Source organism: Bradyrhizobium guangzhouense (assembly GCF_004114955.1).
Taxonomy (GTDB): Bacteria; Pseudomonadota; Alphaproteobacteria; order Rhizobiales; family Xanthobacteraceae; genus Bradyrhizobium; species Bradyrhizobium guangzhouense.
The window spans coordinates 107,539-124,096 of sequence record NZ_CP030054.1 but is presented as its reverse complement, the minus strand read 5'-3'; the positions used below and the strand labels follow the sequence as shown (position 1 = coordinate 124,096).

15 protein-coding genes and 1 pseudogene are annotated in these 16,558 nt (G+C 57.4%); 11 read left to right on the top strand and 5 right to left on the bottom strand.

The window, feature by feature from the left end; genetic code table 11:
* Positions 1–495: 495 nt before the first annotated feature.
* Positions 496–2,289, bottom strand: coding sequence for an HrpF/NolX family T3SS translocon protein (locus XH91_RS34590; protein ID WP_128929721.1), 1,794 nt, complete (start codon positions 2,287–2,289; stop codon positions 496–498).
* Positions 2,290–3,004: 715 nt separating this feature from the next.
* Positions 3,005–3,676 carry a nodulation protein NolW gene (locus XH91_RS34585; RefSeq protein ID WP_128929720.1) on the bottom strand — a complete coding sequence of 224 codons (672 nt, stop codon included), beginning with the start codon at positions 3,674–3,676 and terminating at the stop codon, positions 3,005–3,007.
* 207 nt (positions 3,677–3,883) lie between these two features.
* On the opposite strand from XH91_RS34585, the gene XH91_RS39145 reads away from it, so the two are divergent.
* The 11 genes from XH91_RS39145 to XH91_RS34530 all read left to right on the top strand — a co-directional run bounded on the left by XH91_RS39145 (position 3,884) and on the right by XH91_RS34530 (position 12,569).
* Positions 3,884–4,399 (top strand): nodulation protein NolB, encoded by a 516-nt coding sequence (locus XH91_RS39145; protein WP_232995593.1) that lies wholly within the window; start codon positions 3,884–3,886, stop codon positions 4,397–4,399.
* Positions 4,400–4,409: 10 nt separating this feature from the next.
* Complete coding sequence (gene sctJ, locus XH91_RS34575) at positions 4,410–5,276, top strand: type III secretion system inner membrane ring lipoprotein SctJ (RefSeq protein ID WP_128929719.1); 867 nt, start codon at positions 4,410–4,412, stop codon at positions 5,274–5,276.
* A gap of 10 nt (positions 5,277–5,286) precedes the next feature.
* Complete coding sequence (locus XH91_RS34570) at positions 5,287–5,919, top strand: nodulation protein NolU (protein ID WP_232995592.1); 633 nt, start codon at positions 5,287–5,289, stop codon at positions 5,917–5,919.
* Positions 5,916–6,539 (top strand): type III secretion system stator protein SctL, encoded by a 624-nt coding sequence (gene sctL, locus XH91_RS34565; protein WP_128929718.1) that lies wholly within the window; start codon positions 5,916–5,918, stop codon positions 6,537–6,539. Before XH91_RS34570 ends, sctL begins: the two co-directional genes overlap by 4 nt.
* Positions 6,536–7,891 carry a type III secretion system ATPase SctN gene (sctN, locus tag XH91_RS34560; protein WP_128929717.1) on the top strand — a complete coding sequence of 452 codons (1,356 nt, stop codon included), beginning with the start codon at positions 6,536–6,538 and terminating at the stop codon, positions 7,889–7,891. The genes sctL and sctN overlap by 4 nt, the downstream gene beginning before the upstream one ends.
* Positions 7,867–8,403, top strand: coding sequence for a hypothetical protein (locus XH91_RS34555; RefSeq protein ID WP_128955093.1), 537 nt, complete (start codon positions 7,867–7,869; stop codon positions 8,401–8,403). Before sctN ends, XH91_RS34555 begins: the two co-directional genes overlap by 25 nt.
* Positions 8,404–8,447: 44 nt before the next feature.
* Positions 8,448–9,521 (top strand): type III secretion system cytoplasmic ring protein SctQ, encoded by a 1,074-nt coding sequence (gene sctQ / locus XH91_RS34550; protein ID WP_128929715.1) that lies wholly within the window; start codon positions 8,448–8,450, stop codon positions 9,519–9,521.
* The gene (gene sctR, locus XH91_RS34545) at positions 9,514–10,179 is read left to right on the top strand and encodes a type III secretion system export apparatus subunit SctR (protein ID WP_128929714.1); all 666 of its coding nucleotides are present in this window, start codon (positions 9,514–9,516) and stop codon (positions 10,177–10,179) included. The genes sctQ and sctR overlap by 8 nt, the downstream gene beginning before the upstream one ends.
* A gap of 1 nt (position 10,180) precedes the next feature.
* Complete coding sequence (locus XH91_RS34540) at positions 10,181–10,456, top strand: EscS/YscS/HrcS family type III secretion system export apparatus protein (RefSeq protein WP_128929713.1); 276 nt, start codon at positions 10,181–10,183, stop codon at positions 10,454–10,456.
* Positions 10,457–10,719: 263 nt separating this feature from the next.
* Positions 10,720–11,535 (top strand): type III secretion system export apparatus subunit SctT, encoded by an 816-nt coding sequence (gene sctT, locus XH91_RS34535; protein WP_128929712.1) that lies wholly within the window; start codon positions 10,720–10,722, stop codon positions 11,533–11,535.
* Positions 11,532–12,569 carry an EscU/YscU/HrcU family type III secretion system export apparatus switch protein gene (locus XH91_RS34530; RefSeq protein WP_128929711.1) on the top strand — a complete coding sequence of 346 codons (1,038 nt, stop codon included), beginning with the start codon at positions 11,532–11,534 and terminating at the stop codon, positions 12,567–12,569. Before sctT ends, XH91_RS34530 begins: the two co-directional genes overlap by 4 nt.
* A gap of 166 nt (positions 12,570–12,735) precedes the next feature.
* On the opposite strand, the gene XH91_RS34525 is transcribed toward XH91_RS34530, so the two are convergent.
* The 3 genes and pseudogenes from XH91_RS34525 to XH91_RS34515 form a co-directional block, all read right to left on the bottom strand.
* Positions 12,736–13,368 carry a CpaD family pilus assembly lipoprotein gene (locus XH91_RS34525; protein WP_128929710.1) on the bottom strand — a complete coding sequence of 211 codons (633 nt, stop codon included), beginning with the start codon at positions 13,366–13,368 and terminating at the stop codon, positions 12,736–12,738.
* A 9-nt stretch (positions 13,369–13,377) separates the two neighbouring features.
* Positions 13,378–14,768, bottom strand: a pseudogene (locus tag XH91_RS34520) (type II and III secretion system protein family protein).
* 70 nt (positions 14,769–14,838) lie between these two features.
* Positions 14,839–15,537 (bottom strand): response regulator, encoded by a 699-nt coding sequence (locus XH91_RS34515; protein ID WP_128929709.1) that lies wholly within the window; start codon positions 15,535–15,537, stop codon positions 14,839–14,841.
* Between the last annotated feature and the right edge of the window lie 1,021 nt (positions 15,538–16,558).

Here is a 16,558-nt window from a genome sequence, read left to right as displayed (position 1 = left end):
AAGCGTGCTGAAGCGATTAGAGCGTCAAGGCAAATCCGCCAAGTCTGCTAAGCCCTCAGCGTCATCGAGCACTTTCCCGCTGAGCGGGCAAAGGGCAAGCCTCGAGCGGTCGCCCTTGGTCTCATTCGTTCTGCCCTATTGCGCATCTCAGTGCGGCGTGTGCCTTCTCGTCGACATCATCTCGTTCTGTCCCGGTGTTAAGAAAGTCGACAAGTTCAGCGTCGGCTGTTGGAACCGGACGGCCGCCTATCGAACTGTTGCGACGACGTGCCGCATTTGGGGCTGCTCTCGAAGCACCGGTCGAGTCCAGCCAAACATAAAGCGGGCCATGGTGAAAACCGGCGAAGCAAAGTCGTCGGATGTGGGTAAGGAGCTCGAACATGCTGGCAAAGCTTGCGAGCCCCTACCGGTTTGGAGTGGAGACCCAACCGCACGAGGGCTGCGCAAGCTCGTCTAGCCACGCAGTTGTGAGCCGAGAGCCCCAAGTCACTCTGACTAGCTGTAAACGCCTGCAGCTTGCATGTCCGCGGACTCAATCCGCTCCTTTAGGGAGTTCAAATAGTCCTCCGCGTAAGATTGTGCCATCGAGACCGGAAGGTTGACGCCGGCCGTCGCGGCTTCTTGAATTGCCTGCTTCGTCAAGCCTTCGCGCATGGCTAGTTTGACCTCCGGGCCGCCGATACAACCCACCGCCTGTGCCGCAAGATTGAGTCCCGCTTCTTCCAGCGCCTGCTTTATGTTGCCGCCTGTGATGGCTGTGTGCAGAAGATTTGCTGCTTGCGCCTCGCTCTCGAGTATCATTGACGCGAGATCGGTCAATTCCCCCAAACCTGGAATGAAGCCGAGTACACCAACTGCCGTCGCAGCCCAGTCAAGCACGTTGGAGCCCACCTTGAGCACTTCATCAAAGGCGTGCATGAAGGCACCTCCGTTTTTCTTGGGTGACTTGACGTCCGGCTGGTCCGCCACGCCCGTCATCATGTCCTTGACGGCCGCCTGGTCGGCAGCCGGCTGAACAGCGTGCTGCTTCAATTGGTGAGCGGTGCGGTTCGCGCCGGACATGTTGCTGAAGAAATGGGTGAAATCGTTACTGCTGATGTTGCCGGAATCGACCGTATGGCCGCCGCCGAAGTCGAAGAACTTGTGGTGGGTCTTGTAGCCTGTGATCGAGTTGTTCAGCAATCCGAACAAGAGAGGATCCGACAACAGCTGGGAGGCCGCCTTTCGCACGTCCGGGGCGAGACTCTTGTCATCGACCATACTAGTGAGCGTCTCCCGGGTCAGGTCACCCTTCCCGAAAAAAGCCGCTTGGTTCTTATTGATCGTACCTAGCGTATCCAACTCGGCATGCGTGAGGTTCATCGATGACGAAGCCATCTGCAAGAAGTCCTCTTTGTGGACCTTATCTACCGAGCCGCCATACAACTGTTTCCATTCCTCTGGATGATTGAGGAAGTATCTCGCGGCTGCGAGAACCTGAGGTGGGCATTTACCCGTTTTAGCCTCGCCATCAACGATCTGCCTGAAATCCGCGAGGCTCAGGTTCTTGGGCAAATTATCAGAATAGCGATAGAGCTCACGCAGTGCGTCGGTCTGGGTCATAACGCAGGGCTGGCCGTTTCCGGTGCCGTCCGACGGAACGTAGTTATGCTCGTAGCGCCGCGCCTGCTGCTCCTGGAATGCAGCCACTTGTGAGTGATGATCGGAGAAGCCGGAGAGATCTCCTGCCTTGATTGTCCCCCCGCAGCGGCCATCGCCTTGTGAGCCTATCGCATAGAAGAGCTCCGGATCCTGCTGCAATGCTTCGATCGCCGTCTTCAGATCCGGCGGTGTGGAGGGGTCCGTCGCCAAATCTACGAGCGACTTCCAATCTAGGGGGCATTTATCTTTATGACGGTTCAGCACCGACACAATCTGCAACTCGGTGTCAGTCAGAGTGCCACTGTTCCATGTAATCCGTGAGCTGGGTACTGGCGCCGCTGCAATCGCAGTGGAGGCCGCAGCAGAGGTTGACTGCGGGGGCTGGCTATACGCTTCTGCGTCCAATGCAGCCCTAACGTCGGGTGGCACGATATTCCCCGTCAGCTGTATGAGCTCCTCCGTCAGGTTCTTAGTCGACTCCGAGGCCGAATCCTGTGGTGCGGAATGATCGCCGGTCGTGTCATTTAAGGCGTAGCTCGCAAGCACCGCCTCGAAACTTGACAGCTCTTGCGCCGGAGTGAGCCCGGGGGCAAGCCCGGACAAAGCCACGTTCGAGTTGGCGGCGAGGGATAGGTTGTTGACTGACATTATACATCCTGTGCTGTGAGATTGCGCCACCGTCCTGTCACACCGTGCAGCCCGAGTTCGCGACGAACACCAAGTGTTGATGGGCAGATCCAACAACTCCTGGCGGCTGCTCCCGGCGGCTGAGTGAGCGTCCAGTGCTCAGGTCCCGATCAACAGGCTCATTGCCTGCTAGATATTCACCCCCTTTTATAGTAGCGGGAGTTAGCTTTCGAGAAGCTGACGGCGCTCAGCGGAATGCGCGAACGGACATGAATGCGGTGTTGCGCAATACCCGCATCCCCCCAAAAGTGTCTGCCACTCCGTCGCGTCCTCACGCGGCAGATGGCAAAAATGGGAACTCGGGCCTGCAATCCGCGGAAGATCGGCGCGGGTTCGTGCAACAAAATTAAATGATACTGCCGCGTCGTCTGGCGATGGCGAGTGGGCGCGCTTACGGCCCGTTACGAGAGGGTTAGCGTCTGCTCCGTCAGCGCCATGAAGCATTATGGGATCAGTCACCGTTTGCCGGCAAATGTACTCAAACGGTTGAGATCGTCGATCGTTGAGTGGAGCTAAAGCCGTAGCCAGCGCAAGAATGATGCTGCCCACCTTTCCAGTTGAAGGCATCACCGTCTAGGTCTCGGGCTCTCATGCCGACAGCATCAGCTTTCAACATGCTCACAAAGAAAGCCGCGACCGCATTGAGCGCCGTTGTAAGCGACTTTTGCTGTCCAATTCATCTCTGGCTTGGGCCGGGCGCGTGAGCCACGTTATCTTGATGCGTCGCCTCGGGCAAAACAGGTCCCTCCGGTCGTCCATCACGAATAACCGTACTTGAGGAGCCCCGAAACAACATCAAGACCGACGCGGGCGCCGGCTTTGCGGTTGTCGTAAGAGTTCGTCGCGCCTGGGCCTCCGCCACTAGGCCGTTGAGCATTTGGTCGACGAGCGCGATGAAGCGAGGCGGACCAGAAGCGAAGACCAGTCCATCTTCCGGTGCGGCTCTCACGACGTAGCGTTCATCGGAAATTTTGAGTGCATCGAGTGCCGCCTTGAATGCATCGAAAGTGACCGGGTTTAAGACAAGCAGGCGACTTTCCGCCTCGTGCGCGTCGGATACGTACAGCACCAGCCCGTCATAGTACCACTGAAGATTATAAAGAGTGGTCACGCGTTCGAGGAAATCTCGCGGCGCGAGATCCGGCATGCGCCCGCGAATCCGCCCCTTTACATGGGTGCTGACATTGATTCGAATATTCAAATTGTTGCCGAACTCCTGCAGTGCGGCCGCGAGATCCTGATCCAGAACTGTGTAAGTATAAGGCGTGGATGGCAGCTCTAGAGTGGCGCCGAGCGCCCTAACCGCGCTCAAGGAGATGAAAACACCAACAATTAGAATGTTCTTCAACGTGTGCAGCCTCGTGGTGTGGTTGAGTATTCCAGGCGGTCATGCGCTGGTACTCTTCCAAAGTTGGAAGACGAACTTCGTCGCAAATTGGAAGCCAATCGTGATTTTTGGATGACGTAGCTCTTGATCCACGTCAGGTTTTGGTCAGCTCGGCTCGCTAGGGTGCCGAGCCGTTCCCGGCAACGACAGCTAATAGACGCGAGAGCAATGATTCCTTCCGTGATGTTTGGCGCGATGCCGATCTCTGCCAACCTCGGCGAGTGTCTCACCGAGGGGTGTTCATCGGCGCCGGGCAACTTTCATGAGCATCTTGCAAAGGCGGCATCGAAACAAGGCGCCGCCTCTTTGGTGGCCGACAGCGCGTTGGCGCCACCTGTACCGGAGGTTCAGCGTGCAGTCGCGCAGACAGGTCCACTGGGCGATCGCATTCTGCAGAATCTTTTTGGAGCGCACTTAGGCAAACCATATCCTTCGACCGGACTCCCTTCGATCGGCGAGCCGGGCCCTTCGAAGAGCGTCCAGCTTGGGCCCGCCGCGCGGCCTATCTCGCGCTTGGACGGAGTCGATGTCCATGTTATCGGAAAACCAGAAGGTGCCGACAATTTCGAGTCGACGTTGCAGAATCTGCGGGATGTTTACAACGGCGTCATTCAGGTTTCGCTCATCTCCAAGAGTGCTGGCGCCGTCGGTTCATCTCTGAATAAGCTGCTATCAGCGGGCTGAGCGGCGGTTGATGGTTCTTTTCGCGCAAAGAAAGATCGGTCGCGGCGCGACTTCTGGAAGGCAGGTGCATGCCGTTCTCCTATTGCCGCTTGTGCTGTTGCTAGCCGGCTGCAAGGCCGATCTCTATACGAAAGTTCAGGAGCGTGAAGCCAACGAGATGCTTGCCCTTCTCCTTAGTAAGGGTGTCGATGCAGTCCGTGTTGTCGCTAAGGACGGTAGCAGCACGATTCAGGTCGAAGAAAAGCAATTGGCCGTTTCGATAGAACTGCTGAATGGCCAGGGCTTGCCGCGCCAGGTGTTTAAGAATCTTGGGGAGGTGTTCAAGGGATCCGGCCTGGTTGCGTCCCCAGTTGAGGAGCGCGCTCGTTACGTTTATGCCCTAAGCGAAGAATTGTCGCGCACAATCAATGATATCGATGGGGTTCTCTCCGCCCGGGTTCATGTTGTCTTGCCGAAGAACGACCTTTTGCGACAGGATGCGACCCCGTCCTCGGCGTCGGTCTTCATTCGACATGGTTCCAATGCGAACCTCTCAGCCTTGTTGCCCCAAATCAAGATGCTCGTCGCCAATGGCATTGAAGGACTATCATACGACAAGGTGGCCGTCGTTTTCGTGCCGGTTGAGCGAGCGCAGCATGAGATGTTCTCTGCACCAGCAGCTGCTTCGATCCACCCGACCAAGTTCACGTCAGCCACCTTTCTTGCGATCGTGGTCGGGGGTGTCGGCGCCGCGGTCGGCATTCTATCTTACGTGCTGCTGAGCACACGTGTGCGCCAGCTAGGTCAATTCTGGCGGAAAGTGCCGAATATTGACACAGCGGCGAGTATGCCCGCCGTCCTAGCCGCTGGCAAAAAGCGGAACTCCGATGCGAGATAGGCCGAATGCAATGTCCGCAACGATGACATCCAACGAACCAAATCATTTGCTCAACCAACATTCCGGTCGGCCGCGGGAGCTTGCTGCGATAATCCATCCAAGCCGTTTTGCTGAACGTCTTGATGCGTCGCTGGCGGCGTCTACAGTGCTGCAACTGCAGAAAACTCCCAGACTACAGGAAAGACTAGTCGAACTGCTCCTAGGCAGTGAACTGGTCTTGAAGGGAAGTAGCTGGGGAAGGGGCGCTTTGCTTGGGCATGATCCGCATCGTGCGGCATTGCTCGCTGGCGGCATTTGGCATGCCCGTTCGGTACTGAAGCTGGTGTCAAAGCATGATCTTGCTCCACTGATCGGAAATATTGGTGCGGAAGCACATGCTTTCGCTATCCGACATGTATCCAGCGCCGTCGAAACCCAATTGATTGTCGATCCGGAGCAACTTTCGCAGCGGATTGCACATGACGGATATGCCTGCCTTGGCGCTTTCCTCAAGCGAGCCTCAGAACTCGACCGTACGCGCGTGCTTCTCTGCTTGCCTGTCGGGACTGCCGCGGAGAGTCCAGCCGCCGAACATCACAAAGCCGCGGGCCAATTGATGTCTTTGGTGATGACCCATTTGGCCGCAGAGACACGGCCGGCATGACCGCGGGTGAGCCAGCATTGCCAGAACGCCCGCAGATACGTCCGGTGGGTCCAGTCATACCAGCCTCGGAACTTGGGATCTGGTGCGATGTGGTACAGACGCGCGCGCTAGCTCAGCGGTATCTACAGCAGGTTCGCAACTGGGCAAGGAACGCTTATCATCGCGAGCAGGCGCGCGGGCACTCCGAAGGCCTGAAGACAGGCTCGGACGAAATGGCGCGGCTGGTTGCTCGAGCTGCTTCTGAGCTGGCGCGGCGAAAAGCCGTGCTGGAACAGGAGCTGCCACAACTTGTCATTGAGGTCCTGAACGACTTGGTGGGCTCGTTCGATCCGGGCGAGATGTTAGTGAGGTCGGTTCGTCACGCTATCGAGCAAAGATATGGCGGTGCGGAATTGCGCCTTCATGTGTCTCCTGTGAACGTCGATGCCATGACATGCGAGTTCGCGTCATTCCATGGAACGCATGGGCGTCCGAAGGTCAGAATTGATCCGGACCCGGCTCTAACGCCGGACCAATGCGTTTTGTGGAGTGAGTTTGGTAATGTCGATCTAGGACTTGCCGCGCAGCTCCGCACACTGCGCCTCGCCCTTGCTCCGCCTGTTCAGGAGGACGAACAATGACTTCCCAAAGGCCAAGCTATGGCAATGCGGCTGCTGAAGGCGCGGTGCACGCAGCATTATCATCTCTGAAATCTACGGCAAAGCATGTCGATACGCGTGCTGTGCGCGGACGAGTCACCCGAGCCGTCGGCACCTTGGTCCATGCCGTGCTGCCCGGGGCCCACGTTGGGGAGCTGTGCCTATTGCAGGATCACAGTACGGGATGGTCACTTGATGCGGAGGTGGTCGGTCTGCTGCCGGATGGAGTATTGCTCACGCCAATCGGCGACATGGTAGGCATGTCTAGCCGTGCGGAAGTGGTTCCGACCGGGCGAATGCAGGAAGTTGCGGTCGGTGCCGATTTGCTGGGCCGCGTCATCGATAGCTTCGGCCGTCCGCTCGACGGGAAGGGGCCAATAAAGACGACCCACACTCGTCCCCTACGCGGCAGGGCACCCAACCCAATGAGGCGGCGGGGGATCGAGCAGCCTTTTCCGCTCGGCGTCCGCGTGCTCGACGGACTTCTGACGTGTGGCGAAGGCCAACGGATCGGAATCTATGGAGACGCTGGTTGCGGCAAGTCGACGCTGATGTCGCAGATTGTTAAAGGCGCGGACGCTGAGGTCACCGTCGTTGCGCTTATAGGAGAGCGCGGACGTGAGGTGCGTGAATTCATCGAGCGCCATATTGGCAATGCCATCGATCGGACGATCGCTGTCGTTGAGACCTCCGACCGGTCGGCAATGGAGCGCGCGCAATGTGCTCATACGGCGACGGCACTCGCCGAGTACTTTCGTGATCAGGGACAGCGGGTCGTTCTCATGATGGATTCGTTGACGCGCTTCAGCCGCGCGATGCGTGAAATCGGCCTAGCCGCGGGAGAACCTCCGACGCGGCGAGGCTTTCCTCCCTCCGTCTTTGCGCTGCTGCCGGCTCTGTTGGAACGTGCCGGTATGGGCGAGCAGGGCTCGATCACGGCCTTCTATACCGTACTTGTCGAAGGTGACGGGACAGGCGATCCAATCGCCGAAGAGTCGCGCGGTATTCTCGATGGTCATATCATTCTCTCACGCGCGCTCGCATCGCGAGAGCATTTTCCGGCCATCGACGTGTTGTCGAGCCGAAGTCGCGTGATGGATGCGGTCGTCTCTGTGTCACATCGAAAGGCCGCCTCTTTCTTTCGAGATCTTCTTTCGCGCTATGATGAGGCCGAATTTTTGATCAAGGTCGGTGAGTACAAGCCAGGGGGCGATCCGCTGACCGACCGAGCAATCGCGTCGATCGAGGACTTGCGGAATTTCTTGCGCCAGGGGCAGGATGAACCGTCCAGCTTTGAGGAGGCCATCACGTGGATGTCGCGTCTTACCGACTGAATCCCAGCCAAGCGTCGAAATTGCGGCTGGTGAAGGACATGAGGGAGCGAAGTGCGCTTCGTCAATTATCCAATACGCAAGCCGAACGCCAAATTGCGGTTAAAGCGATGGAGAAAGCTTCCAAGAATGCCGCCAGCGCCGAGAAACGCCGCGCAAGCCTCGAAGCTGAACTTTATTTAGAACTCGCATCGTCTAACAGGATGTGCGTCACCGAACTCGACCGTAGGCTTCATCTCGTCATTGGACGCCTCACAGCTGAGATCGCAACTGCACGCCAGGTGCTTGAGCAAGCGCGCATCGCTCAACAGCAGGCCCAGGCGGCGGTTGTTGAGGCGCGGGTCGTGTGGGCCAAGCGTTCGGCGGCGAGCCAGAAATGGCAGCAGATTGAGTGCGATGTGCAGCGCTCGACCAACGCTTGCTCGGAGTGTGCAGCTCAAATCGAAACGGACGATGAGGTCTTGCTCCGGTATCAGAGTGGCTCGCGAAGCCAGGCAATTGGCGTTTTGATTTAATGGCTGCTTCTCTTATGTCGGCGCGAACTGCCGACCCCGTGAACATGAGCGCGGAAAATGCGGTCGGTGAACCGGCACGATTCGTGCCGCGGCTAAGATTGTCGCATAGCGCGGTCTCGTGCCTCAATTTGATGGCCCCCCGGCGAACGGTTCTGAAGAGCCGCCTTGGCGATACGCCGGTCTCGATATGTATTAACCGGCTTGTGTGGCAGGCGCAGCAATCGACCGCGCCGATGCTTGATTGTGTATTTCGCGTCGGAGCCGAAATGGCCGTCTTGTCGGTGCCGCGCCAGTTGGCGGAGGCATTGATTTCGACAGTGCAGCATGGCCTTACGTTACCTTCGGACCCAGCCCGCTCTTTCGTCCTCGAACTTGCGCTTGAACCATGGTTCACTCGAGTAGAGCATCTGCTAGCGCAGGATTTGCAAATTATCCGCATCGACGAAGCAACGATGGAAGGTCCTTATCTGGAACTCGACATCGTCTACGGGGCGCTCGTGGGCAAGGCGCGGCTGTTCCTATTCTCGTCTCTTGAGGGTCCGGTTCCGGCTGCCTTCTGTAAGTTAGGCGAGATGCTTGGCCAATTGCCCCGAGAAATGCGCAAGCTTTCCCCGGAGTTGCCCATCATGGTTGCCAGCGAGATTAGCTCGCTGCGCGTGTCCGTCGGGCTTCTTCGCCAAGCACAAACTGGCGATGCGCTGTTGCCGGACGTCATTCCCTTTGCGAGCGGTCAGGTCATCCTGACTGCGGACAAATTGTGGGCGCCGGCGGAGATTGCTGGCGACAGACTAATCTTGCGGGGACCCTTCCGCCTGCAACCCCACCCTCTCAAGAGTGCATATATGACAACACGACCCCAAACCCAGCCATCGACCCTGCCCTCGGAAACCGACATCGACAGCATTGAGATTACGCTCGTGTTCGAATGCGGCCGTTGGCCTATCCCGCTGGGTACGTTGAGGAGCGTCAACGAAGGGCATGTCTTTGAACTTGGCCGTCCCGTTGACCGTCCGGTTGACATTGTTGCCAATGGTCGATTGATCGGCCACGGCGACATCGTGCGTGTCGGGGAGGAACTGGCCATCAGGCTACGTGGTGGGTTGGCGGTCAATGACTGACATTCAGCCAGGCATTCCTGCACTTCTTGCAGCGACGGTCGGTCTCGGTCTGCTGGCGTTCGCAGTTGTCACGACGACGGCATTCATAAAAGTTTCCGTCGTTCTCTTCCTCGTGCGCAACGCGCTCGGAACCCAATCCATACCCCCGAACATCGTTCTGTATGGCGCTGCATTGATCCTTACGGTCTTCATTGGTGCTCCAGTGCTGGAGCAGATCTACAACCACGTTACCGCCCCGCAACTTCACTACCAAACGCTCGATGACTGGGCGACAGCCGCTAAGGAGGGAAGCGAGCCGCTGCGCGCTCACCTGAAAAAGTTCAGCAGTGAGGAGCAGCGCACGTTCTTCCTGTCATCCACAGAACATGTTTGGTCAGAGGAGATGCGGGCAAACGCTACAGCGGATGATTTTGCGATTCTTGTACCGTCCTTTCTGATCTCGGAATTAAAGCGTGCCTTTGAAATCGGCTTCCTTCTCTATCTTCCATTCATCACGATTGATCTGATTGTAACGACGATTCTGATGGCCATGGGCATGTCAATGGTATCGCCCACAATGATATCTGTTCCTTTTAAGCTCTTTCTGTTCGTCACGATCGACGGATGGTCGCGGCTCATGCACGGGTTGGTGTTAAGTTACGCCACGGCCGGAGGTTAATATGGACGAGACCAGCATCCTCACGCATTTGACCCGATCGCTCGTCCTCTTCATGATGTGGGTTCTGCCACCGCTCCTAGCAGCTCTCGTGGCCGGCTTGGGTGTTGGCATAATACAGGCGGCAACGCAGCTCCAGGATCAAACCTTGCCCCTAACCGTGAGGCTCCTCGTCGTCGTCGCCGTGCTCGTTCTGTTTTCTCGGGTGCTGAGTGCGCCGCTTATCGAACAGGCCAAACATATCTTCACGGAGTTCCCCTCTCTCACATCGAGGTATTAGTGAGGAACCGAAGGCCGAGTTTGTGAGGACAAAACCGCCCATCGACATCACCGGTGAATTACCAAAGTGGCTGGCCAGTTTGTCGAGCGAGCATGAGAGTATGGGGATCGACGGCCTACCCTGCGGGCTCGCAGTGCGGCTGGTGCTCTCGTTGAGCGCTATTAGAACGAACACCGCCGACTATTTGCGGCCTTGGCGTCAAACATTAAGGCACGGCGAGCGGAACCGGTTAGATTAGCTGAGGCGAACAACGAGCGCCGCGAATGCATGCTTTGTCACCCACCGAGGCGCAAGCTCTAATTCAGAGTGCTGTCGAGTTCGTCGTTGCAGCGGGCCTTAGCGCTGCGCGGGCCTTAGGCATTATGTTGGTGCTTCCCGTATTCACGCGGCCGCAGATTAGCGGGATGATCCGCACAAGCTTGACGATCGTGATTGGACTGCCATGCCTTGCGCATGTCAAGGCCGGTCTGCAGACTCTAGATCCGGCCACCCGTCTGGCCGCGGTCGCGTTCCTCGGTCTCAAAGAGATATTCGTCGGCCTGCTGTTCGGGATGTTCCTAAGTATACCGCTATGGAGCATCCAGGCAGTTGGCGACATCATTGACACGCAACGGAGCGTTTCAAGCCAGTTGGACGATCCTGCGACGCGCAGCCAGGCCTCCGCCACGGGTCTCTTTCTCGGAACTGCTGGGGTTACTATTTTCGTTGCGTCTGGAGGTCTACAGACGATGGTTCGGTGCCTGTATGGCAGCTATCTGATCTGGCCCGTGTACCGGCTACTACCTCCTCTGACAATGCAAGGGGCAATGGAAGTTGTAGCGCTTCTCGATCATATCATGCACACGGCCCTGCTATTTTCCGGACCCGTGCTGGCTCTGCTGCTCCTGATTGAGATATCCCTCATGTTGCTAGGGCGGTTTGCGCCGCAAATTAAGCTGAACGACCTCTCCCCCACCATCAAGAACGCCGCCTTTGGCATCATCATGGTGAGTTACACCGTCTTCCTCATGGAATACATGGGAACGGAGATTATCCAGTCCTACGGAGTGCTGGAGTGGCTCGGGAAGTTCCTAAAATGAGCGACTCGAGCGAAGAGAAGAAGCGTCCGCCAACTCCCAAGAAGCTACGGCAGGCGCGTAAGAAGGGACAGATCCCGCGCAGCGCCGATTTTGTGAGCGCGCTTAGCATTTGCGCCGCATTCGGCTGTCTATGTTTCCGAGCGGGCGCGATCGAGGGCGTATGGCGTGAGGGGGTGCGGCTCGTCGACAAGCTGCAGGGGCAGCCCTTCAACAGTGCGGTCCAGCAGGCACTGGTCGGATTGATCGAACTTTCGTTGACGAGCGTTGCCCCAATCATTGGAGCGGCCGTGGCTGCAGGCATTCTAGCCAGTGTCTTGGCTGCTGGTGGGCTGACGTTCTCCGTGGAGCCGCTGAAACCAAGCCTTAAGAAATTGGATCCAATCAAAGGGCTCAAACGGATTGTCTCTCAGAAGTCGCTTGTCGAGCTTGGTAAGTCGTTGATCAAAGTGTTCCTTCTCGGCGTAACGCTGTTTTTCACCTCACTCGCAAGTTGGAAGGCGCTGGTGTACCTGCCTGTCTGCGGTTTGGGTTGTTTCAGCTTTGTATTCAAAGAGGTCAAATTCTTAATTGAAATTGCTGCTGGGGCGTTTCTGATCGGCGGCTTGACCGACCTGCTAATTCAGCGCTGGCTATTCTTGCGTGACATGCGCATGACGGAGAGTGAAGCGAAGCGCGAGTCTAAGGAGCAGGAAGGCAACCCACATGTAAAGGGCGAACACCGCCGGCTTCGTCGGGAATCGGCGAGTGAGCCGCCGCTCGGAGTCAATCGGGCCACATTGATACTGACGGGCCCCGCGATGTTAGTTGGACTGCGCTACGTTCGTGGACAGACCGGAGTGCCGGTTTTGGTATGCCGCGGTGAGGACGAACTTGCTTCACAGTTGTTTGATCAGGCGAGGGCGCTGCATCTGAGCATTATTCAGGAACCTGCTTTGGCGCGTCAGCTGATCCGAAAGGGAATAATGGGCAAGGCCGTTCCGAAGGACTGTTTCGAGGGGGTTGCAAAGGCAGTCTTTGCCGCTGGCCTGGTCTAGCTTGGCGCGGCAATGCGATGCATTCGGGCGTGTTAGTCAAAGACGTCCAGTCGCTACTTGATCTGTAAGTCACGTCGTCTGGAAAGGCGGAAGCAGATCGTGGCGTCTGCGGAAGTTGGCCGCCAGAGTATCGCCAATGCTCTTGCCGCTCAGCCATTGAGAGTGCTCATTGGGCTTCTGACGCAATGCGATTATGAGTGTCACTTTCCAAGTGGCTCTTGTTGCCTGCGGCGAGACCTCCCCGTGCGGTAAGCGGAAGCACCGCACGGTCACCACTGGTTGGCAAGATAGCTCTGTTCTCGAGCAAGTCGCCGGGATCGTTGACCGTGACCGCGAGGTTATTGCGGATCGAACAGCCGAGCGTTGGATTGAAAGAATTGTCGTCTACTGAAGGGCCGATGATTGAAAGGGATGGACAGAGCGGAGGACGTGCTTCGTAAATGATCGCCTCGATTTGGACACCGAAATGGCTGGGCAGATCTACGGGGGAAGCGGACCGGCGAATATTATAGGCGGGAACGCCCATCTCGCGGGCCTCATGAGCCACCTGCGTAATGAGCCGGGGCGAACCACTGACGTCCAGATGGAGTGCATCCCGCCGACCGCGGCTGGCGTTCGCAATGAAATTACGCAGACCATACCTCTCGGCGCGACGAAGGCTCTGTAGTCGCAAGATACTGGTCTTCTGCTCCACTTGAATCGCTTGATCAGTCGGCTCAGAATAGATCGCAGCATTATGTGTGCATCCGCCTACGGTTGCCGCTACGGCAATCAAGTGGCCCAGGTTTCGCAAGGTCATTAGCGGTCCTCATTCGATAACAAAGCCGGCTCCGCCGGTCGCGTCTGGTTCGGTGCGGGAGCCTCGCGGCTTCGCGGGGGACGCGCCAACGTATTCGTTAAAATGCGCCCCCCGTCTGATGGCGGCCGGAGGCGGTCAGTCGGCGCGCTTATCTTGGCGGCAGATGATGCTGGCCGCACGATGTAAGGGGTAACGACGATGACAAGCTCCGTCTCCTGCTTCTGAAATGAGGAGGACCGAAACAGTGCACCAAGGATCGGGACATCGCCTAACCCGGGAAACGTGCTGATGTCGGTGTTGAAATTGCGTCTTATGAGCCCGCCGATTGCAAAGCTCTGACCGCTGGCAAGCTCGACAACAGTACTGGCACGTCGCGTGGAGAGGCCAGGCAGAGACATTCCGTTGATATTGACTTCACCTTCTTTGGATAACTCACTGACTTCAGGCTTGACGTGGATATTGATCTGATTGTTGCTGAGAACGGTCGGAACGAACTCCAGACTGATTCCGAATTGACGGAATTGAACTGAGAGTTGACGATTGTCCTGCATGACCGGAATTGGAAATTCGCCGCCTGCCAGGAAGCTTGCTGATTCGCCGGACATCGCGGTAAGAGTTGGCTCCGCCAATACCGACGCGAGATGCTCGTTGGCGAGGGCGTCAAGTACAGCACTGATGTTCGTGCTGCCAACGCCGACTCCGACACTTGCCGTGCCGCCACCCCGGCTCGCACCGGAACCGCCAGGCTTGCCACTGCTAAACCCGAAAATGACCGCTCCGTTTTGGCCCGATGCAGAGAGGTTGATGCCAAGCTCCTTCACGGCGCTGCGCGAGACTTCCGCCACGCGCACGCTAAGCGTCACTTGCAATGAGCCGGCCACTTGGATGTTGTTGACGACCAGCGCGCCCGCGCCCAGAAATTGCTCGGTAATCTTCTTGGCGCGCTCAACGACGTCGACACTTGGTGCTGTCCCTCTCAGAATTGCGCCGCGTGGCGTATAGGTGACTTGGATCGGATGGTCCCCGAGCTCAGCCTTTAGTGCAGCACGCAAATCCTCGATAGGCTGGGTAACGACAACACGTAACTCGGCTAACGCTTCTCCATTGTCGTTCAAAGCAAATAGGCTGGTCCGTCCCGACTGTTTTCCAAAGACGAAGATGGTTGTATTCGATGGGGCCTGGTAGTCGGCTATCGTTGGGTCGGCAACGAATATGCTGGCCGCCGGCGCCGGAAGATGAATCGTCTGGCCCTGAGAGGAGGAAAGATTCAAGACCCCGCTAAGGCTGTCAGTTGTTGACCGTGGCGACGCCTGATTAGGGTCGCGCTTTATCTGAGCTGCGGTAGTGGGCGGCAGCACGAGAGGAAGCGAGCAAACGACATACAGAAGGCGCGAGCGAATAGCTGAGGTGACCGCCGTCGGCCATCGGCAGCTGCGAACATCAAGGGGGAACTTCAACTGAGCGTCGTTTTCAAGTGTGGCGGCAAGGCAGCGGATCGTTCTTCAGTTCAAGCGCGTAGCCGACGCCGCGCGCGGTTTTGATTCGTAGCGTTGTGCCGGACTTGCTCAAATGTGTGCGCAATCGATAGATCCCGACTTCTAAGGCATTGGTCGAGACTTCATCGTCAAACGCATAGAGGCTTTCCTCTAGCAACGCTCGCGGCACGGTGCGGCCTGCTCGGCTGAGCAGATGTTCGAGAATGCAGACTTCGCGGCGCGCAATTCTGAGTGGCCGACCGTCAACTGAGACTTGCCGGCCAATAGGATCGAAATGTAAGTTCCCGAAGGTGATCACGGGTGCCGTCAATTGCGTCGATCGTCGCAAAATGGCGCGCATTCGAGCAATAAGCTCATCGATAGACACCGGCTTAGGAAGAAAATCGTCGGCGCCACCATTGAATATCGCGATCCTGGTCTCAAGATCGCTCAGGCTGCTCATCATCATGGCAGGCATTGAATATCCTTCACGTCTCAACTGTTTCAACCAGTCCAATCCATTTCCGTCCGGCAGAGCCAACTCGAGCAAGAGAATGTGATAGCTGGCACAACTCAGCGCGGTCTCCGCTTCGTCAAGAGTAGAGATGAGGTCCACGGCAAAACCGCGAACGAACAGGGTTTTCTTGGCGGCTCGCACGAAGGCGGCGTCCTGATCGACCAGTAGGATTCGCATTGTGGTCGCCTATAGTGCGATTGTGTCGAGGCCTGAGCGCATCACTGTCGGCACGGAGCTACGATGATCCCCCCGCCTGGTCGAGCAGCTGCAATTGTCGAGCATTTGACTGAAGAGAAAATCGAACCGCACGAGTAGCTGCGTCCTCCTTGTAAAGAACGGATACGACTTACGAGGCTTCAGGTAGGATCGAAAAATCAATTTTCTTGATAGTGTTCATCCAAGCCGCGAATAGGTTGCAAAGGGAATGCACGTAGCGGCGCGGAGAGTCAGCGCCTAGCTCGCCGCGAGCCGATGAATAAGCGGAAGCAGCAACGCTCTTATGCGTTGGCTTGCCGCGTCGAAAAACAGAACCGCGAGCATCGGGCGTCGCTGTTGACGCGCAGGTTGGGTGCCGGCGCTCGATTGTGCGTCAATGTGTTCCGCTATGGCCCAGGACGTCCCATCGGCTCAACGCTTTGAAGGAGGGGGCCTCGAACGTCTCGTCCTCTTTCCGCTTCGGCCAGATCGAGGAGCCGTAATAATCGTATCGCGGCGCCGGGGATTTCGTACAGCAACGCGTGCAAGTCCAAGCTGATCAGCTTGTACGGTCAAGCCGAAGCGGCACGACGCGCTTGCTGAAGGAACTCAGCTTCTTAGGGCTGACACCCCGAAAGGGATCGACCCCTTCAAAAAGTACCGATGGAATTTGTGGCGAATCTGGCCGGAAAGCGGTTAAGGCCGTCACTCAAGGCCCTGAAGGCGCCGGCGGTGTGACTAGGGAACCCGCAGCGTTAGCTCTTGAGACTGCGGCTAATCGCCAGCGCTTCGCTATCTAACGAGTGGTCTGCTGCTCAGCTCGTGCATCCTTCTGCGGACGGAAGCGGCATTCGGGCCGTCGAGCGGGAAGCACGCGAAAGCGCCCTGAATCGGAGCCGGTGGTGCCCAGTGCCAAAGCTGCTTGCCAGCGAGGCGTCGTGATCGTCTGCTCAGCTTCGATTCTGTTGCGATCCGATCGAACGCTTCGCCTTCCTCAGTTTGA